Source organism: Kitasatospora sp. NPDC058048 (assembly GCF_042885555.1).
Taxonomy (GTDB): Bacteria; Actinomycetota; Actinomycetes; order Streptomycetales; family Streptomycetaceae; genus Kitasatospora; species Kitasatospora lactacystinica.
The window spans coordinates 26,933-48,105 of sequence record NZ_JBHVRT010000013.1 but is presented as its reverse complement, the minus strand read 5'-3'; the positions used below and the strand labels follow the sequence as shown (position 1 = coordinate 48,105).

General features: G+C 77.5%; 2 protein-coding genes. Both read right to left on the bottom strand.

The window, feature by feature from the left end; translation table 11 throughout:
* Positions 1-7 precede the first annotated feature (7 nt).
* Positions 8-4,612, bottom strand: coding sequence for an SDR family NAD(P)-dependent oxidoreductase (locus tag ACFVVA_RS16230; protein WP_387690098.1), 4,605 nt, complete (start codon positions 4,610-4,612; stop codon positions 8-10).
* A gap of 23 nt (positions 4,613-4,635) precedes the next feature.
* A complete protein-coding gene (locus ACFVVA_RS16225) occupies positions 4,636-21,069 on the bottom strand; it encodes a type I polyketide synthase (protein ID WP_387689957.1) in 16,434 nt (5,477 codons plus the stop codon).
* Positions 21,070-21,173: the final 104 nt, after the last annotated feature.

Genomic DNA, 21,173 nt, shown 5'->3' with positions numbered 1-21,173 from the left:
ACTGCGGTCAGGAATCACGTTCGCCGAGGGCCAGCCTCAGCAGGCTTTCGCCGTCCATCTCGTCGATCGACTCGATGGCGGTCACGGGTGCGGCGTCCTCGGTGGCGGGCGCGGACTCCTGCGAGGCGAGCCGCAGCAGCGGCTCCAGCAGTCCGGACTCGCGCAGCCGGGACACCGGGACGGTGAGCAGGGCGCGGCGCGCCTGCTCCGCCTCGTCGGCGTCGAGGGCGTCGTCGCCGAGCAGTTCGGCCGTGATCTGCTCGGCCAGCGCCCTCGGGGTGGGGTGGTCGAAGATCAGGGTGGCGGGCAGGGCCAGCCCGGTGGCCGCGGTCAGCCGGTCGCGCAGTTCGACCGCGGTCAGCGAGTCGAACCCCAGGTCGCGGAAGGCCTTGTCGGCGACGACCGACCCGGCCGCGCTGTGGCCGAGGACCAGCGCGGCCTGCTGCTGCACGGTCTCCAGCAGCAGGGCGAGGCCGTCCTCACCGGACAGCCCGGCGAGGCGCTCGCGCAGCGCGGTGCCGTCCTGCGGGCCGCCGGCGGCGCCCCCGGCGAGGACCTGCCGCACCTCGGGGACGTCCTCGATCAGCGGCTGCGGGTGGTACGCGGTGAAGCCGGGCACGAAGGCCTGCCAGTCCACGTCCGCGACGGTCACGCAGACGTCGCCGGTCCGGATCGCCGTGTCCATCGCCTCCAGGGCGAGGTCCGGGGCCATCGCCCGCAGGCCGCGGCGGCGCAGGAACTCCTCGGCGTCGGCGCCGCCGGCCATGCCCTCGCCCGCCCACGGGCCCCAGGCCACGGAGGTGGCCGCCAGCCCGCGGGCCCGGCGGTCGACGGCGAGGGCGTCCAGCGCGGCGTTCGCCACCGCGTACGCGGACTGCCCGCCGCTGCCCCAGACGCCGGCGATGGAGGAGAAGAGCACGAAGTAGTCGAGGGGGGTGTCCCCCAGCAGCTCGTCCAGGCAGACCGCGCCTTCGGCCTTGCCGTCCACGATCGCCGCGAACCCGGCGCGCGCGGTGCTGCCGAACGGCGTCGGGTCGCCGACGCCGGCCGCGTGCACCACGCCGCTCAGCGGGAACTCCGCCGGGACGGCGGCCAGTACCCCGGCCATCCCTTCCCGGTCGGCCGTGTCGCAGGCGGCGACGGTCACCCGGGCGCCCAGCGCCTCCAGTTCCGCGACCAGCTCCGCCGCCCCCGGCGCCGTCGGGCCTCGGCGGGAGACGAGCACCAGGTGGGGAACGCCCTGCCCGGCCAGCCGGCGCGCCACGGCGGCGCCCAGCGCTCCGGTACCGCCGGTGACCAGGACGGTTCCGGTGGTGGGGGCGGGATCGGCCGTCACCGGCCTGGTTCCCGCCGGGACCAGCCGGCGGGCGAAGGTCCCGGTGGCCCGGACGGCGACCTGGTCCTCGGTTCCGGACAGCACCTCGGCCATCCGGTCACCGAGCACCGGCCCCGCCGGACCGCAGACGTCCACCAGCCCGCCCCACAGGCCGGGCAGCTCCAGGCCGACCACCCGGCCCAGGCCCCAGATCCGGGCGTGTCCGGGCCGGACGGTCTCCTCCTCGCGCACGGTCACCGCGCCGGAGGTGACCCACCAGAGCGGCACCCTCAGGTCCAGGGCGGTGAGCGCGTCGATCAGGTCCAGGGCGTCGGCGACGGGGTCGGCGTCCGGGGCCGTGCCGGGGAAGGCCAGCACCCCGGCCGGGTCGGCGATCCGGGCGAGGTCGTCCGCCAGCCGCTCGGTCGTGGTCCGCACCACCCGGGCGCCCGCCCGCTCGACGGCGGACAGGCAGGCCTCGGCCAGGCCGGGGTCCGGTTCGCCGGACTCCGCCGCCCCGGCGGGCAGCACCGCCAGCCAGCTGCCGGTCAGCAGCGGCGGAACGGCCGCGGTGGGCACCGGCTTCCAGGTGATCCGGTAGCGCCAGGCGTCGGATCGCTCCTCCGGCCGGGCGGGGTGACGCGCGACGGGCGGCTGCGCCCAGTAGTGCTGCCGGTCGAAGGCGTACCGGGGCAGCAGCGCCCGGTGCCCGCCCCAGTCGGCGTAGACGGCCGGCCAGTCCACGGCCGTCCCGGCGGTCCAGAGCGCGCCGAGCGCGGCCAGGGCGCTCTCCGTCTCGTCCCGCCCGCGGCGCAGCAGCGGCGCGAAGGTGCCCTTGGCGTCGGCCTGTCGGGCCAGGGCGGACAGCACGCCGTCGGGGCCGAGTTCGGCGAAGCGGGTCACGTCCTGGCCGCCCAGGGTGGCGACGCCGTCGGCGAAGCGGACGGCCTCGCGGACCTGGCGCACCCAGTAGTCGGGGGTGGTGAGCAGGCCGGGCTCGGCGATCCCGCCGGTCAGGTTCGACACGATCGGGACCTGCGGCTCGGCGAAGGTCAACCCGCCGAGCACGGCGGCGAATTCGGCGAGCATCGGCTCCATCAGGGCCGAGTGGAAGGCGTGCGAGACGGTCAGCCGACGGGTCTTGCGGCCCTGGGAAGCCCACTCGACCGCGAACTCCTCGACCACCTCGACGGGGCCGGAAACCACCACCGAGGTCGGGCCGTTGACGGCCGCCACGTCCAGCCGTTCGCCGATCTCCGAACGCACCTCCGCCTCGGTGGCCTGGACGGCGAGCATCGCCCCGCCCTCGGGCAGCGCGTCCATCAGCCGGCCCCGCGCCGCCACCAGCGCACAGGCGTCCGCCAGCGAGAACACCCCGGCGCAGTGCGCCGCCGCCACCTCACCGATCGAATGCCCGAGCAGCACGTCCGGGACCACACCCCAGGACTCCAGCAGCCGGAACGACGCCACCTCGACCGCGAACAACCCGGCCTGCGCCCACACCGTACGGTCCAGATCCGCCGCACCCGCGAAGACGACCTCCCGCACCGACCGCCCGAGCCTCCCGTTCAACTCCGCACAGACCGCGTCGAAAGCCCCGGCGAACACCGGGAACGCCTCGTACAGCCCCCGGCCCATCCCGACCCGCTGCGAGCCCTGACCCGTGAACAGGAACGCCGTCCGCCCCTCGCCGGCCGGGTCGCCCGCGGCCAGCGCGTCGAGCGCGGCGGTGAACTCCTCCTGGTCGCCGCCGAGCAGGACCGCGCGGTGCTCCATGACGGTACGGGCGAGCAGCCCGCGCCCGACGTCCACCGGTCCGGCCTCCGGCGTGGCGGCCACGAAGGCCCGCAGCCGGCGTGCCTGGGCCCGCAGGCCGTCGGCCGTCCGGGCCGAGAGCGGCCAGGGCACGAGGGCCGGGGCGCTCGCCGGTTCGGGGGCCACGAGGGCCTCGCCCTGCTCGATGACCACGTGGGCGTTGGTGCCGCTCACCCCGAAGGAGGAGATCGCCGCCCGGCGCGCCCGGTCCGCCTCCGGCCACGGCCGGGCCTCGGTCAGCAGTTCCACCGCGCCCGCCGACCAGTCCACCAGCGGTGTCGGCTCGTCCACGTGCAGGGTGGCCGGCAGCACGCCGTGCCGCATCGCCAGCACCATCTTGATCACGCCCGCCACCCCGGCCGCGGCCTGGGTGTGGCCGAGGTTGGACTTCACCGAGCCGAGCAGCAGCGGACGGCCTTCGGGCCGGCCCTGGCCGTACGTGGCGAGCAGCGCCTGGGCCTCGATCGGGTCGCCGAGGCGGGTGCCGGTGCCGTGCGCCTCGACCGCGTCCACCTCGGCGGGCGAGAGTCCGGCGGCGGCCAGGGCCTCCCGGATCACCCGCTGCTGGGACGGCCCGTTGGGGGCCGTCAGCCCGCTGGAGGCGCCGTCCTGGTTGACCGCGCTGCCCCGCACCACCGCGAGCACCTCGTGCCCGAGCCGCCGGGCGTCGGAGAGCCGTTCCACCAGCAGCACGCCGGCGCCTTCGGCCCAGCCCATTCCGTCGGCGGCGGCGGCGAAGGACTTGCAGCGGCCGTCCGCGGCCACGCCCTGCCCGCCGCCCAGCGAGCCGAACACCTCGGGCGCGGCCATCACGGTCACCCCGCCGGCCAGCGCCAGGTCGCACTCCCCGCCCCGGAGGGCCTGCACGGCCAGGTGCAGGGCGACCAGCGAGGAGGAGCAGGCGGTGTCCACGGTGACGGCGGGGCCCTCCAGGCCGAGGGCGTAGGCCACCCGGCCGGAGACCACGCTGCCCGCGGTGGCGGTGCCGAGGTAGGCCTCGGCGCCCTCGCCCCCGCCGGGGAGGTAGTCGTGGTACATCATCCCGGCGAACACCCCGGTCCGGCTGCCGCGCAGCCGCTCCGGGTCCAGTCCGGCGTACTCGAAGGCCTCCCAGGAGGCTTCGAGGAACAGCCGCTGCTGCGGGTCCATCGCCAGCGCCTCGCGCGGCGAGATCCCGAAGAACGCCGGGTCGAACCAGCCCGCCTCGTGCACGAAGCCGGCCTGCCGCGTGCCGTCGCCGCCCAGGGCCGCGAGGTTCCAGCCGCGGTCGGTGGGCAGTCCCGACTGGCCCTCGCCGCCGGTGGCGACCAGCCGCCACAGCTCCTCCGGGGTGGCGATCCCGCCGGGCAGCCGGCAGGCCATCCCGACGATCGCGATCGGCTCCCGGGCCTTCTCGTGCACCTCGCGCAGCTCCTGGCGGGCCTCCTGCAACGCGGCCGTGGCCTGGCGCAGGTACCGGAGCAGCTCTTCTTCCCTGGTCACGCTCATGTCGTCTCCCCCGGATCTCACTGCGACTGGTCGAGGATCTGGAACAGCTCCTCCGCGGTCGCCGTCTCCAGGCTCGCCGCACTGTCGGTGGTGCCGAACTCGCCGAATCGGGCGGCCAGTTCGCGTAGCCGTCGGCCGACCTCGGCCCGCTCGGAGCCGTCGGTTCCGACGTTCTTCAGGACTTCCTCGAACCTGGCCAGCTCGTCCAGGGCGCTCGCGGCCGGGGCGGTCGGCGCCGGGGCGAGCTCGTCCCGGAGGTGACGCGCCAGGTCCAGCGGCGTGGGGTAGTCGAAGATCAGCGTCGCCGGCAGCCGCAGCCCGGTGGCCAGGGCCAGCCGGTTGCGCAGCTCGACGCCGGTGAGCGAGTCCATGCCGACCTTCAGGAAGCCCCGCTCGGCACCGACCGAGCCCGCCGAGTCGTGGCCCAGCACCGTGGCGGCCTGGGTGCGCACCAGGTCGAGCAGCGCCTCCAGCCGCTCCCGGTCGGAGAGGCCGGCCAGCCGCTCGGGCAGGTGCGCGTCGCGGGCCGCGGCCCCGGTCCGACCGCCCGCCCCGGACGCCGTCGGCGCCGCGGGGATCAGACCGCGCAGCAGCGGGGGCAGCAGCCCCTGGGTCCGCAGCGCGGCGGTGTCCAGGTTGATCGGCACGACCACGGCGGTACCGGCGGCCAGGCCCGCGTCGAACAGCGCCAGGCCCTCCGCGGTGGACACCGGCGTCATGCCGAGCCGGCGCACCCGGTTGACGTCCAGTTCGGTCAGGTTCCCGGTCATCCCGGTCGGCTGCGCCCACGGGCCCCACGCGAAGGAGACCGTGTCGAGCCCCTCCGCCCGGCGGGCCTGGGCGAAGGCGTCCAGGAAGGCGTTGGCCGCGGCGTAGTTGGCCTGGCCCGCGCCGCCGAAGGTGCCGGCCGCCGAGGAGAAGAGGTGGAAGCCGGACAGTCCGGTGCCGCGGGTCAGCTCGGCCAGGTGCAGCGCACCGCCGACCTTGGCGTGCAGGACCCGGTCGACGCGCGCCGGGTCGAGCCCGACGAGCACGCCGTCGTCCAGTTCGCCGACCGCGTGCACGACAGTGCGCAGCGGGGCGTCGGCCGGGATGCCGGCCAGCAGCGCGGCCGCCGCCGTGCGGTCGCCCACGTCGCAGGCCGCGATCTCGGCCTCGGCGCCCAGGGCGGCCAGTTCGGCGACCAGTTCGGCGGCGCCGGGGGCCTGCGGCCCGCGCCGGCCGGCCAGCACCAGGTGCCGGACGCCGTGCTCGGTCACCAGGTGCCGGGCCAGCGCCTGGCCCAGGGTGCCGGTGCCGCCGGTGATCAGCACGGTGCCGTCCGGGTCGAACACCGGGGTGTCCGGCCGGGCCGGTACGGCCAGTCGGGCCAGCCTCGGCACCCGCACGGCGCCGGACCGCAGCGCGGCCTGGGGCTCGTCGGTGCCGAGCGCGGCGAGCAGGGCGGCGGCGGTGTCCTCGTGGCCGTCCTCGTCGAGCAGCACGAACCGGCCGGGGTGCTCGGACTGGGCGGACTTCAGCAGGCCCCAGGCCGCCGCCGCGGGCAGGTCGGCGGGGGCCTCGGCCGGGTCGGCCGCGACGGCGCCCCGGGTGACCAGCACCAGGCGGGAGGAGCCGAAGCGGTCGTCGGCGAGCCACTGCTGGGCCAGCGCCAGCGCCGTGTGGGTGGCGGTGCGGACCGCCTCGGCCGGGTCGCCGCCGGTGGCGCCGGCGAGCGGGACCAGGACGGTCGCGGGCTCGTCGGTCCCGGTGAGCGCCGCCGCCACGGCGGCGAGGTCCCGGTGGCGCTCGGGCGGGGCGCCGGCGGCGGTGAGCCGCTCGGCGAGCCCGGACGGGTCGTCACCGGCCAGCAGCAGGCGGCCGGGCCGGGTGTCCCCGGCCGGGGCGGCCCCGGTCCACTCGACGTGGAACAGCGACTGTCCGGGGGCCGGGGCGGTGCCGAGGCCGTCCGGCACCGGCCGGGAGACCAGCGCCTCGACCGAGGCGACGGCGAGCCCGGTGTCGTCCGCGGCCTGGAGGGTGATCCCGTCCGCCTCGGCGAAGGCCAGCCGGACCCGCAGCGAGGTGACGCCCCGCTGGTGGCAGCCGACCCCGCGCCAGGCGAACGGCAGCTCGGCCCGGGCCCGTTCGCCGCGCTCGGACTCGCGCAGCGCCCGCAGCATGCCGATGCCGTGCAGCGCCGCGTCCAGCAGCGCCGGGTGGACGCCGAAGCGCTCGGCGTCCGGGCCCGGCTCCGGCAGGGACACCTCGGCGAAGATCTGCTCGTCCCGGCGCCAGGCGGCGCGCAGGCCCTGGAAGGTCGGGCCGTACGCGTAGCCGCGCGCCTCCAGCTCCTGGTAGAAGCCGCCGAGGTCGATCGGCTCGGCGTCCCGCGGCGGCCACTGGGCGAGGTCGAACGCCGGGGCGGGCGGCTCCGGGGCCAGGGTCGCGGTGGCGTGCCGGGTCCAGCCGTCGGTGCCGGCGGCGGCCGTGCCGTCGTCCGGCCGGGAGTAGACGCTCAGCATCCGGCGTCCCGCGGCGTCCGGGGCCTGGACGACGGCCTGCAGGCGTACCGCGCCGTGCTCCGGCAGGAGCAGCGGGGTCTCCAGGGTGAGCTCCTCGACGTGGTCGCAGCCGACCTGCGTGCCGGCCTGCACCGCGATCTCGACGAAGGCGGTACCGGGCAGCAGGACGGTGCCGAGCACGGCGTGGTCGGCCAGCCAGGGCTGGGAGCGGCGGGAGAGCCGGCCGGTCATCAGGACGGCGTCCAGCCCGGCGAGGTCGGCGGCGGCGCCGAGCAGCGGGTGCCCGGTGGCGCCGAGCCCGGCCGTGGCGGCCTCGGCCGCGCCGGAGCCGGCGCCGGAGCCGCCGAGCCAGTAGCGCCTGCTCTGGAAGGCGTAGGTGGGCAGGTCGACGGTGCGGGCGCCGAGGCCGCCGAGCAGCCGCGCCCAGTCCACGGCGAGGCCGCGCACGTGCGCCTCGGCGGCGGAGGTCCACAGCCGGTCCAGGCCGCCCTGGTCGCGCCGCAGCGAGCCGACCACGGCGCCGCCGCCGGTGACGGCCTCGTCCAGGTCGTCCAGGGTCTCCTGGATGCCGACGGTGTGCATCGGGTGCGGGCTGGCCTCGACGAAGTGCCGGTAGCCCTCGGCCGCGACGGCGCGCACGGCCTGCTCGAAGCCGACCGTGTTGCGCAGGTTGCGGTACCAGTACCCGGCGTCCAGCTCGGCGGAGTCCGTCCAGCGGCCGAGCGCGGTGGAGTAGAAGGAGACCGCGGAGGAGCGCGGGGTGATCCCGGCGAGTTCCGCGACCAGCCGCTCCTCGACGGCCTCGACCTGGGCCGAGTGCGAGGCGTAGTCGACTGCGATCCGGCGGACCCGGACCCCGTCCGCCTCGCAGCCGGCGAAGAACTCCTCCAGGGCCCCGGTCTCGCCCGAGACCACCACGGAGGAGGGCCCGTTGACGGCGGCGACGGAGAGCCGCCCCGCCCACGGGGCGATCCGTTCCCCGGCCTTCGCGGCGGGGAGCGCGACCGAGACCATGCCGCCCTTGCCGGACAGCGCGGTGATCGCCCGGCTGCGCACGGCCACCACCCGGGCGGCGTCCTCCAGCGACAGCGCGCCGATCACGCAGGCGGCCGCGATCTCGCCCTGCGAGTGGCCGATCACCGCGTCCGGTTCGACGCCCCAGGAGCGCCAGACCGCGGCGAGCGAGACCATCATCGCCCACAGGGCCGGCTGGACCACGTCGACCCGGTCCAGCGCGGCCGCGCCCTCGACGCCGCGCACCACGTCCACCAACGACCAGTCGGTGTACGGGGCGAGCGCCTCGTCGCAGGCGGCGATGTGCTCGGCGAAGACCTCCGAGGAGTCCATCAGCCCGGCGGCCATGCCGGCCCACTGGGCGCCCTGGCCGGCGAACACGAACACGGTGCGGCCGTTCACGGCCGAGCCGGTCGGGGTGCCTTCGGGGGTCTGCCCCGCGGCCAGCCCGGCGAGGCCGCCGCGCAGTTCGGCCCGGTCGGCGGCGAGCACCACGGCGCGCTCGGCGAACGGGGTGCGGGTGGTCGCCAGCGAGTAGGCGAGGTCGCCGAGGTCCGCCGCGGGCTCGGCGTCCAGGTGCGCCAGCAGCCGTTCGGCCTGCTCGCGCAGGGCCTGCGGGCCGCGGGCGGAGAGCACGAAGGGCAGCGCGCCGGCCTCGCGCTCCGCGCGCGGCTCCTCCTCGGGCTCCGGGGCCTGCTCCAGGACGGCGTGGGCGTTCGTGCCGGTCCCGCCGAAGGAGGAGACGCCGGCCCGGCGCGGGCCCTCGGTGCTCGGCCAGGGGCGGGCCTCGGTCAGCAGCTCGACCCGGCCCGCGCTCCAGTCGACGTGCGGGGTCGGCTCCTCGGCGAACAGGGTCGGCGGCAGGACGCCGGCGCGCAGCGCCATCACGGTCTTGATCACGCCGGCGACGCCGGAGACGGACTGGGTGTGCCCGATGTTGGACTTCAGCGAGCCGAGCCCGACCGGCCGGTCCTCGGGGCGGTCCTGACCGTACGTCGCGATGACGGCCTGGGCCTCGATCGGGTCGCCGAGCGAGGTGCCGGTGCCGTGCGCCTCGACCAGGTCGATGTCGCTCGGCCGCACCCCGGCGCTGGCCAGCGCCTGGCGGATGACCCGCTGCTGGGACGGCCCGTTGGGCGCGGTCAGGCCGTTGGAGGCGCCGTCCTGGTTGGTCGCCGATCCGGTGTACAGGGCGAGCACGGGGTGGCCGTTGCGGCGCGCCTCCGAGAGGCGCTCCAGGACCACCACGCCGACGCCCTCGCCCCAGTTGGTGCCGTCGGCGTCGGCGGCGAACGCCTTGCAGCGGCCGTCCGGCGCCAGGCCGCGCTGGCGGCTGAACTCGGTGAAGGAGACCGGGGTGGGCAGCACGGTGACGCCGCCGGCCAGGGCCAGCGTGCACTCGCCGTTGCGCACCGCCTGCCAGGCGAGGTGCAGCGCCACCAGCGAGGAGGAGCAGGCGGTGTCCACGGTGACCGCCGGGCCCTCCAGGCCGAGCGTGTACGCGAGCCGCCCGGACACCGCGGCGGTGCCCGTCCCGGCCAGGAAGAAGCCCTCGGAGGCGGCGATGCCGTCCTGCGCGTCCACGCCGTAGCCCTGGAAGGAGGTGCCGACGTAGACGCCGGCCTTGGCGCCGGCCATCGTCGCCGGGTTGATCCGGGCCCGCTCCAGGGCCTCCCAGGCCGCCTCCAGCAGCACCCGCTGCTGGGGGTCCAGGGTGATCGCCTCGCGCGGGCTGATGCCGAAGAACTCGGCGTCGAAGTGGCCGGCGCCCTCCAGGAAGCCGCCCTCGCGGACGTAGGTGGTGCCGGGCCGGTCCGGGTCGGGGTGGTAGAGCGCGTCCAGGTCCCAGCCGCGGTCGGTGGGGAACGGGGTGACGGCGTCCTGGCCGGCCAGCACCAGCTCCCACAGGTCCTCCGGGGAGCGGACGCCGCCGGGGAAGCGGCAGCCGATGCCGACGATGGCGATCGGGTCGTCGTCCGCGGGCACCGCGCCGTGCTCCGGCGCGGGGGCCGCGGTGGCCGGGGCGCCGAGCAGCAGGGTGGCCAGGTGGTCGGCGACGGCGGCCGGCGTCGGGTGGTCGAAGACCATGGTGGCCGGCAGCCGCAGCCCGGTGGCGGTGCGCAGCCGGTTGCGGACCTCGACCGCCATGATCGAGTCCAGGCCGACCTCGCGGAACGCCCGGGCGGGCTCGACGTCCCCGGGTCCGGGGTAGCCGAGCACGGCGGCGGTGTGGGTGCGGACCAGGTCGAGGACGACCCGGCCGCGCTCGCCCGCGGGGAGGGCGGCCAGCCGCTGGGCGAACTCGCCCTCGCCCGCGGGCGCCGCGGTCGGCGGCCCGGAGTCGGCGAGCGCCTCCCGGGCCTCGGGGATCTCGTCGACCAGCGGCCGCTCGCGGGCGGCGCTGTAGGCCGGGGCGAAGGCGGCCCAGTCGATGTCGGCGACGGTCAGCAGGGTCTCGTCGTCGGCGAGCGCCTGGCCGAGCGCGGTGACCGCGAGCTGCGGGTCCATCAGGGCCAGGCCCCGCCGGCCGAGGACGGCCATCGCCTCGTCGGTGGCCATGCCGCCGCCGGCCCAGCCGCCCCAGGCGACCGAGGTGGCGCGCAGCCCGAGCGAGCGCCGGTACTGGGCGAGCGCGTCCAGGCGGGCGTTGGCGGCCGCGTAGGCGGCCTGGCCGCTGCCGCCCCAGACGGCCGCGCCGGAGGAGAACAGGACGAAGGCCTCCAGGCCGTCCCCGGCGAGTTCGTGCAGGTGGACGGCGCCGGCGACCTTGGCCTCCAGGGTGGCGGCCAGTTCCGCGACGTCGGTGTGCAGCACGGGCGTGCTCTGGGCGACGCCGGCCGCGTGCACGACGGCGGTGAGCTCCGGCAGCCGCGCCAGCAGGGCGGCGACGGCGGAGCGGTCGGTGACGTCCACGGCCTCGATCCGGACCTCGGCGCCGAGCGCGGTCAGCTCCGCGGCCAGTTCCGCGGCGCCGGGGGCGGCCGGTCCGCGCCGGCCGGCCAGCACCAGCCGTTCGGCGCCGGCCCGGGCCAGCCAGCGGGCCACGTGGCCGCCGACGGCGCCCGTCCCGCCGGTGACCAGGACGGTGCCGCGGGGCTGCCAGCCGTCCGGGCCCGCGGCGTCCTCGCGCGGGGCCCGGACCATCCGGCGGCCGAAGACGCCGGCGGCCCGCAGGGCCACCTGGTCCTCGCCGGTGGCGCCGTGGAGCACGGCGGCCACCCGGGCGAGGGTGCGGTCGTCCGGGTCGGCGGGCAGGTCGAGCAGGCCGATCCGACGGCCGGTGAGCTCCAGTCCGGCGGTCAGACCGAGGCCCCAGGCGCCGGCCTGCTCCGGGCGGGTCAGCGGGTCGGCGGCCCCGACCGAGACCGCGCCCCGGGTGGCGATCCAGAGCGGTGCCGTGCCGCCGGCCGCCTCCACGGCCCGGACCAGGGCGAGGGTGCGGGCCAGCCCGCGGGAGAGCACCGGGTGGTCCGGGTGGGTCTCCTCGTCCAGGGCCAGCAGGGAGAGCACGCCGGCCGGCCCCTCGGCCACCGCCTCGGCGATCCGCTCGCCGAGGCCGTCGCCGGACGGGTCGTCGGCGGCGGGCGAGACGGTCACCACGCGGGCCCCGTGCTCGCCGAGCGCCCGGGCGCAGAACGCGGCGGTCCCGTCGTCCTCGCCGCCCGGGACGACCAGCAGCCAGGTGCCGGAGAGTTCGGCGCCCTCGGTGCGGGCGATGCGCCGCCAGCGCACCCGGTAGCGCCAGTTGTCGATGGTGGAGCCGTCCCGGCGGCGCGCCCGCCAGGAGGAGAGCACCGGCAGCGCGGGCGCGGCGGCGGCCAGCGCGGCGCGGGCGTCCGGGTCGTCCACGCCGAGCGCCTCGGCCAGCCCGGCCGGGTCGGCCTCGGAGACCGCCGCCCAGAACCGCTCCTCGGCCGGGTCGCGCAGGGCGTCGCCGGCCGCGGCGCCGTGCGCCGCCGGCAGGTCGAGCCAGTAGCGCTGCCGCTGGAACGCGTAGGTGGGCAGCTCGACGGGGGTGGCCGGGGCGCCGCCGAGGACCGTGGACCAGTCCGGGCGGGCGCCGTGGACGTGCGCCTCGGCGAGCGAGCGCAGGAACCGGGCCGGGCCGCCCTCGTCGCGGCGCAGGGTGCCGACCACGGTCACCTCGCCGGTGCCGGGGAGCTCCTCGGCGGCCTCCTGCACGCCGGGGCCCAGCACCGGGTGCGGGCTGGACTCGACGAAGGTGCGGTAGCCGTCCTCCAGCAGGGAGCGGACGGCGTGGGCGAACCGGACCGGCTCGCGCATGTTGCGGTACCAGTAGGCGGTGCCCAGCTCGGTGGTGTCGAGCGCACCGCCGGTCACGGTGGAGTAGAAGGCCGTCCGGGCGGGCCGCGGCTCGATGCCGGCCAGCGCCTCCAGCACGGCCTCGCGCAGCGGCTCGACCTGCGGCGAGTGGCCGGCGCCGTTGACCCGGACCTTGCGCACCCGCACGTCCTCGGCGGCCAGCGCCTCGACGAACCCGTCGACCGTCCCAGGGTCCCCGGCGACCACGATCGAGCGCGGGCCGTTGACGGCGGCGATGTGCAGTTCGCCCGGCCAGGCCTCGATCCGGGCGGCCACCTCGTCCTCGGGCAGCGAGACCGACGCCATGGCGCCCTGCCCGGCGAGCGCCAGGAGCAGCCGGCTGCGCAGCGCGACGATCCGCATCGCGTCGGACAGCGTGAGCGCGCCCGCGACGTGGGCCGCCGCGATCTCCCCCTGGGAGTGCCCCACCACGGCGGCGGGGGTGATGCCGTGCGAGCGCCAGAGCGCGGCCAGCGACACCATCATGGTGAACAGCACGGGCTGGACGACGTCCATCCGCTCGATCGGCGGGGCGTCCACGGCGCCGCGCAGCACGTCCTCCACCGACCAGTCGGCGTACTGGGCCAGGGCGGTGTCACAGGCCCGGACGGAGTCGCGGAAGACCTCGGAGGCCTCCAGCAGACCGGCGGCCATGCCGGCCCACTGGGTGCCCTGGCCGGGGAAGACGAACACGGTGCGGCCCCCGGCGGCGGCGACGCCGCGCACCAGGCCCTCGGCCGGCCGGTCCTCGGCGAGCGCCGTCAGCAGCTCGGTGAAGGACTCCCGGTCGTCGGCGAGGAGCACCGCGCGGTGGTCGAAGGCGGAGCGGCCGGACGACAGCGCTCCGGCGATCTGACCGTCCGTCAGTTCCGGCCGGGTGGCGAGGTGTTCGCGCAGCCGCTCGGCCTGCGCGCGCAGCGCGGCCTCGCCGCGGGCGGACAGCAGCCACGGGGTGGGGGCGCCGTCCAGGGACGGGGCGGCCGGCCCCGCCGGGGCCTCGGCCCGCTCCGGCGCCTCCTCCAGGATCACGTGGACGTTGGTGCCGCTCATACCGAACGAGGAGACGCCCGCCCGGCGGGTGCGACCGCCCCGCGGCCACGGCACCGGTTCGGTGAGCAGGCGCAGCGCGCCCGCCGACCAGTCCACGTGCGGGGTCGGCTCGTCCACGTGCAGGGTGGCGGGCAGCAGGTCGTGCCGCATCGCCTGGACCATCTTGATCACGGCGGCGACGCCGCCCGCGGACTGGGTGTGCCCGATGTTGGACTTGACCGAGCCGAGCCACACCGGGCGGTCGGCCTCCCGGTCCCGGCCGTAGACGGCCTGGAGCGCCCGTGCCTCGATCGGGTCGCCCAGCTCGGTGCCGGTGCCGTGCGCCTCGATGGCGTCGACGTCGCCGGGGGCGAGCCGGGCGGCGCTCAGCGCCTGCCGGATGACCCTCTGCTGGGCCCGGCCGCTGGGGGCGGTCAGCCCGTTGCTGGCGCCGTCGTGGTTGACGGCGGTGCCGCGGACCAGGGCCAGCACCCGGTGGCCGTTGCGGCGGGCGTCGGAGAGCCGCTCGACCAGCAGCATGCCGGCGCCCTCGCCCCAGCCGGTGCCGTCGGCGGCGGCGGCGAAGGCCTTGCAGCGGCCGTCAGTGGAGACCGCACCGCCCTGGGTGCCCTCGACGAACATGGTCGGCACGACCATCAGGGTCACGCCGCCGACCAGGGCGAGCGAGCAGTCGCCGCGCCCGAGCGCCTCGCCCGCCGTGTGCAGCGCCACCAGCGAGGAGGAGCAGGCGGTGTCGATGGACAGCGCCGGGCCCTCCAGGCCGAGGCTGTACGCGACCCGGCCGGAGGTGACGGAGGCGGCGGTGCCGAGCATCAGGTGCGGGCCGATGCCCTCGGGCACCTCGGTGGCGCCGACGCTGTAGCCGGTGGTGGCGTTGCCGACGAAGACGCCGGTCGGGCTGCCGTGCAGCGTGGTCGGGTCGATCCCGGCGCTCTCGATCGCCTCCCAGGCCGTCTCCAGCAGCAGCCGCTGCTGCGGGTCCATCGCCAGGGCCTCGCGCGGGCTGATGCCGAAGAAGGCGGGGTCGAAGTCGGCCAGGCCGTCGACGAAGCCGCCGTCGAGGCCGTCCGCGAAGCCCTCCGGGAAGGCGCCGAGGTCCCAGCCGCGGTCGGTGGGCACCGGGGTCATGGCGTCCACGCCCTGGCTGACGATCCGCCACAGCCCCTCGGGGGTGTCGGCGCCGCCGGGCAGTCGGCAGCTCATGCCGATGATCGCCAGCGGGTCGTCGGCCGGGCCGGTGGCGGCCACCGGGGCCGGGCCGGCGGTGGCGGTCCCGGACGCGGGCTCGGCCTCGGTCTCTCCGAGCAGTTCGCGACCGAGTTCCTCGGCGAGCAGCGCCGGGGTCGGGTGGTCGAAGACCAGGGTGGCCGGCAGCCGCAGGCCGGTGACGGCGGAGAGCCGGTTGCGCAGCTCGACCGCGGTCAGCGAGTCGACCCCGAGCTCCTTGAACGCCCGGTTCGGGTCGACCGGTTCGGGCCCGGCGAAGCCGAGCACGGCGGCGGCCTGGCCGCGCACCTGCTCCAGCAGCAGCCGGAGCCGGTCCTCCGCGCCGAGTCCGGCCAGCCGGCGGCCGAGGGTCGAACCGGCGGCGGCCGGGTCGGCGCCGGAGACGCGCCGGGTGCCGCCGCGGACGAGTTCGCGCAGCAGCGGCGGCAGCGACCCCGCGCCGGCGGCCAGGGCGGCCTGGTCCAGCCCGGTGGCGACCAGCGCCGGGTGGGGCAGGGCGAGCGCCGCGTCCAGGGCCGCGAGGCCGCGCTCGACGGAGAGCGGCGGGAAGGCGGAGCGGGCGATGCGCTCGCGCTCGGCCCCGGTGAGCCGGCTGGTCATGCCCGCGGTGTCCTGCCACGCGCCCCAGGCCAGCGACAGCGCGGGCAGCCCGGCGGCGCGCCGGCGGTGGGCGAGGGCGTCGAGGTAGGCGTTGGCGGCGGCGTAGCCGGCCTGCCCGGCGCTGCCCAGGGTGCCGGCGGCGGAGGAGTAGAGCACGAAGGCCGCCAGGTCGGCGTGCCGGGTCAGCTCGTCCAGGTGCGCGGCGGCGTCCGCCTTGGCGCGCAGGACGGCGGCGGCGCGCTGCGGGGTCAGGCCGGTGACCACGGCGTCGTCCACCACGCCGGCCAGGTGGAACACCCCGGTCAGCGGGCGGGTGAGCCCGGCCAGCACCGCGGCGAGCGCGTCCCGGTCGGCGGCGTCGCAGGCGAGCAGTTCGACCTGCGCGCCCCGTTCGGCCAGCGCCTCGGTGAGCGCGGCAGCGCCCTCGGCGGCGGGCCCGGTACGGCTGAGCAGGGTGAGGTGGCGGACGCCGTGGGCGGTCGCCAGGTGCTCGGCGAGGACCCGGCCGAGGCCGCCGGTGCCGCCGGTGACCAGGACGGTGCCGTCCGGGTCGAAGGCGCGCGGCAGGGTGAGGACGACCTTGCCGATCTGGCGGGCCTGGCCGACGTGGCGGAACGCCTCGGGGGCGGTGCGCACGTCCCAGGCGCGCAGCGGCGGCAGCCGCAGCTCGCCGGCGCGGAACAGCTCCAGCAGGCTGGCGAGGATCTCGCCGATCCGCTCGGGGCCGGCCTCGATCAGGTCGAAGGCCTGGTAGCGCACGCCGGGGTGGCGGGCGGCGACCTCGCCGGGGTCGCGGACGTCGGTCTTGCCCATCTCGATGAAGCGGCCGCCGCGCGGCAGCAGGTCGAGCGAGGCGTCGACGAACTCGCCGGCCAGGGCGTCCAGCACCACGTCCATGCCGCGGCCGTCGGTGGCCTCGGCGAAGCGCCGGGCGAAGCCGGTGTCCCGGGAGGAGGCGATCCGGTCGGCGGCGACGCCCAGGGCGCGCACCGCCTCCCACTTGGCCGGGCTGGCGGTGCCGTAGACCTCGGCGCCCAGGTGCCGGGCGACCTGGACGGCGGCGGTGCCGACGCCGCCCGCGGCGGCGTGGATCAGCACCGACTCGCCGGCCCGCAGGCCGGCCAGGTCCACCAGGCCGTAGTAGGCGGTGGCGTAGGCGATCGGGACGGCCGCGGCCTCGGCGAAGGACCAGTGCGCGGGCATCGGCGCGAGCAGCCGGTGGTCGGTGACGGCGACGGGGCCGAACGCGGCCGGGCAGAGGCCGAACACCCGGTCGCCCGGGCGCAGGCCCTCGACGTCCGGTCCGACCTCCAGCACCACGCCGGCGGCCTCGCCGCCGAGCACGACCTCGCCCGGGTACATGCCGAGCGCGCCCAGCACGTCGCGGAAGTTCAGGCCCGCCGCGCGCACGCCGAGCCGCACCGCGCCGGAGGCCAGCGGGGCGGCCGGGTCGACCGGCAGCAGTTCGAGGGCCTCCAGGGTGCCCGGGGCGCGGGTGTCCAGCCGCCAGGCCCCGGCTCCGGCCGGGGCCGGCAGGCCGGCGGGCACGGCCGCGCGGACCAGTCGGGCGGCGGCGAGTTCGCCGTCGCGCAGCGCCAGTTGGGGTTCGCCGCAGGCGACGGCGGCGGTCAGCACCTCGGTCGGCACCGGCGCCCCGGCGGGGGCGTCCAGCAGGACGAAGCGGTCGGGGTGCTCGGTCTGCGCGGTGCGCACCAGGCCCCAGGCGGCGGCGCCGGCCGGGTCGGCGACCGGGTCGCCGGGGGCGGCGGCGACCGCGTCGCGGGTGAGCACCACCAGGCGGGCGGGTGTGAAGCGGTCGTCGGCCAGCCAGTCCTGAAGCACCGTCAGCACCCGGGCGACGGCCTCCCGCGCCGAGCCGGCCGGGCATGGCAGCACCACGATTCCGGGCACGTGGCCGTCCTCGTCGACGGCCGCGGCCAGGGCGTCCTCGGCGTCCAGCAGCGCGAGGTCCGCGGGCACGGCGACCTCGGTGCCGCCGTCCGCCGGGCGCCGCCAGTCGACCCGGTACAGCCCGGCCGGGTCGGCGGACGGACCGGCGGGGGCGGCCGCGCGCAGCACGAGGCGCTCGACGGTGACGACCGGCCGGCCGTCGCCGTCCCAGGCCACCAGGGAGAGCGCGTCCTCACCCAGCGGGGTGATCCGGGCGCGGAGGCCGGGGGCGCCGGAGGCGCGCAGGGCGACCCCGGTCCAGGAGAACGGCAGTCCGGCGGTGAGCGGGGTGCCGTCGGCTCCCCCGTCGGCCGTCGAACGGACCGCGAGGGCGTGCAGGACGGCGTCCAGCAGCGCCGGGTGCAGGCCGTAGCGGCGGGCCTCGTCGGGGTCTTTGGCCCGGGCCTCCAGCAGGATCGCGTCACCGTGGCGCCAGGCGGCGGCCAGGCCGCGGAAGGCCGGGCCGTACGCCAGTCCGGCCGTGTCCAGCAGCTCGTACACGGCGTCCACGTCGGCCGGGGCGGCGTCGGCGGGGGGCCACTGCTGCGGCGCCCGCTCGGCCGCCGCGCCGTCGGCGGTGGGGGCCAGCACGCCGGTCGCGTGCCGGGTCCAGGGCCGGTCCGGCCAGTTGTCGTCGGCCCGCTCCTCGGGCCGGGCATGCACCGTGACGGTGCGGCGGCCGTCCGGGCCGGCGGCGCCGACCGCCACCTGGACCTGGACCGCGCCGCGGTCGGGCAGCGCCAGCGGGGCCTCCAGGACCAGTTCGTCGAGGTCCCCGCAGCCGGCCTGGTCGCCCGCGTGGACGGCGAGTTCGACGAAGGCGGTGCCCGGAACGACGACCCGGCCGTGCACCCGGTGGTCGGCCAGCCACGGGTGGGCGTCGGCGGACAGCCGTGCGGTGAACAGCAGTTCGTCCCCGCCGGCGAGCGAGATCCCGGCGCCGATCATAGGGTGGCCGATGGCGCTCAGGCCCGCCGCGGTGACGTCGCCGCGCCAGGAGGCGGTGTTGGGCCAGTACGGCGCGGTCTCGAAGGCGTAGGTCGGCAGGTCCAGCAGGCGTCCGTCACCGAAGACGGCGGCCCAGTCGACGGCGCCGCCGTGCACGTGCAGGCCGGCCAGCGCGGTGGCGACGCTCAGCGGCTCGGGCCGGTCGCGGCGCAGCAGCGGGGCCAGGAAGACGGTGTCCTCGCGGTGGGCGAGGCTCTCCCGGGCCATGGCGGTGAGCACGCCGTCGGGCCCGAGTTCGAGGTAGCGGGTGACGCCCTGCCCGTCGAGGTGCCGGACCCCGTCGGCGAACCGGACGGTCTCGCGGACCTGCCGGACCCAGTGGTCCGGGTCGGCCAGCTGCTCGGCGCCGACGGGGGCGCCGGTGAGGTTGGAGACCACCGGGATCACCGGCGGCCGGAACGCGAGCCCCGCGACGACCTCGCGGAACTCCGCCAGCATGCCGTCCATGTGCGGCGAGTGGAAGGCGTGCGAGACCCGCAGCTCGCGGGTGCGCAGGCCGCGTTCGCGCCAGGTGGCGGCGAGCGCCAGGACCGCTTCGCGGTCGCCGGAGACGACCGTCGAGGCCGGCCCGTTGACGGCGGCGACGGCGACCCGGTCGGCCACCGCGGCCAGGTCCTCGCGGACCCGCGCCTCGTCCGCGCCGACGGCGAGCATCGCGCCGCCCTCGGGCATCGCCTGCATCAGCCGGCCGCGCGCGGCGACCAGGGTGCAGGCGTCGTCCAGCGGGAGCACGCCCGCGACGTGGGCGGCGGCGACCTCGCCGACCGAGTGGCCGAGCAGGAAGTCGGGGGCCGGGCCGAAGGCGGTCGCCAGGCGGTACAGCGCCACCTCGACGGCGAACAGCGCGGCCTGGGTGTAGGCGGTCCGGTCGAGCAGCGCGGCGGTGTCGCTGCCGGGCTCGGCGTCGAGCACGGCGCGCAGCGGCGGGTCGAAGTGCGGGTCCAGCCGTTCGCACACCTCGGCCAGGGCCTCGGCGAACACGGGCTGGGCGGCGGCCAGTTCGGCGCCCATCCGGGCGCGCTGGGCGCCCTGGCCGGTGAACAGGAAGGCCAGCTTGCCGCTCCTGCGGGCGGCGGCGCCGCGCACCACCCGGCCGCTCTCGGTGCCGTCCTCCAGGGCGGCCAGGCCGGCCAGCAGGCCGGCGCGGTCGGCGGCGACGACCACCGCGCGGTGGCTCAGCGCGGCGCGGGTGACGGCCAGCGAGCGGCCGAGGTCCGCCGGGTGCACCGCCGGGTCGGCCGTCAGCAGGGCGCGCAGCCGCGCGGCCTGGCCGCGCAGCGCGGCCTCGCTCTTGGCGCCGAGGACGAAGGGGAGTTCCCCGCCGGCCGGGCCTGCCGCGGCCTCCGCCGCCCCGGGCTCCGCGGCCGCCGGCTCGTCGGCCGCGGGCTCGTCGGCCTCCTCCAGGATGATGTGGGCGTTGGTGCCGCTGATGCCGAACGAGGAGACGCCCGCACGGCGCGGCTCGGCGCCGCGCGGCCAGGGCCGGGACTCGGTGAGCAGTTCCACCGCGCCGGCCGACCAGTCCACGTGCGGGGTCGGTCCGTCGACGTGCAGGGTGGCCGGCAGCACGCCGTGCCGCAGGGCCATCACGGCCTTGATCACGCCGGCCACGCCGGCCGCGGCCTGGGCGTGCCCGATGTTGGACTTGACCGAGCCGAGCCACAGCGGACGGTCCTGCGCCCGGCCCTGGCCGTAGGTGGCCAGCAGGGCCTGGGCCTCGATCGGGTCGCCCAGCTCGGTGCCGGTGCCGTGCGCCTCGACCAGGTCGACGTCCCCGGTGGACAGCTTGGCGCCGGCCAGGGCCTGCATGATGACCCGCTGCTGGGACGGCCCGTTGGGGGCGGTGAGCCCGTTGGAGGCGCCGTCCTGGTTGGCCGCCGAGCCGCGCACCACGGCGAGCACCGGGTGCCCGAGCCGGCGCGCGTCGGAGAGCCGCTCCACCAGGAGCACGCCGACGCCCTCGGACCAGCCGGTGCCGTCGGCCGCGGCGGCGAAGGACTTGCAGCGGCCGTCCCCGGCCAGCCCGCGCTGCTTGCTGAACTCGGTGAACACGCCCGGGGTGGCCATCACGGTGACGCCGCCGACCAGTGCCAGCGAGCACTCGCCCTGGCGCACCGAACGGGCGGCCAGGTGGAGCGCGACCAGGGAGGAGGAGCAGGCGGTGTCCACGGTGATCGCGGGGCCCTCCAGGCCCATCGCGTAGGAGACCCGGCCCGAGATGACGGCGCTGGCGCCGCCGGTGAGCAGGTAGCCCTCGCCGCCCTCGTGCGGCGCCCCGGCGACCAGCGCGGTGTACTTCTGGTCGCCGGCGCCGATGAAGACGCCGGTGTCGCTGCCGCGCAGCGAGGTGGGGTCGAGGCGGGCGCGCTCGACGGCCTCCCAGCACGCCTGGAGCAGCAGCCGCTGCTGCGGGTCCATCGCCAGCGCCTCGCGCGGCGAGATGTCGAAGAACCCGGGGTCGAACTCGGTGGCCCCGGTGACGAAGCCGCCCTCGCGCACGTAGCTGGTCGCGGCCCGGTCCGGGTCGTCGTCGAAGAGGTGGTCGAGGGCCCAGCCGCGGTCCTCCGGGAAGGGGCCGATGGCGTCGGCGCCGTCGGCCACCAGCCGCCAGAGGTCCTCCGGTGAACGGACGCCGCCGGGGAACCGGCAACTCATCCCGATGATCGCCAGCGGTTCGGCGTCCGCCGCCTCGAAATCGGCCAGGCGCTGCCTGGTCCGGTGGAGATCGGCGGTGACCCGCTTCAGATAATCGCGAAGCGTATCCTTATCAACCATCTGGTGAAACCCTCTTCCACGGATGGCGCGACGAATAGACGGAGACGACCGGCCGGCCCGTTACGGGAATTCCTGGACTTTCGCCGCCGCCGCGTGCACCAGCC

Coding starts and splice junctions, on each gene's coding strand:
- ACFVVA_RS16225 (WP_387689957.1), bottom strand. CDS start 21,069: ATGGTTGATAAGGATACGCTTCGCGATTATCTGAAGCGGGTCACCGCC.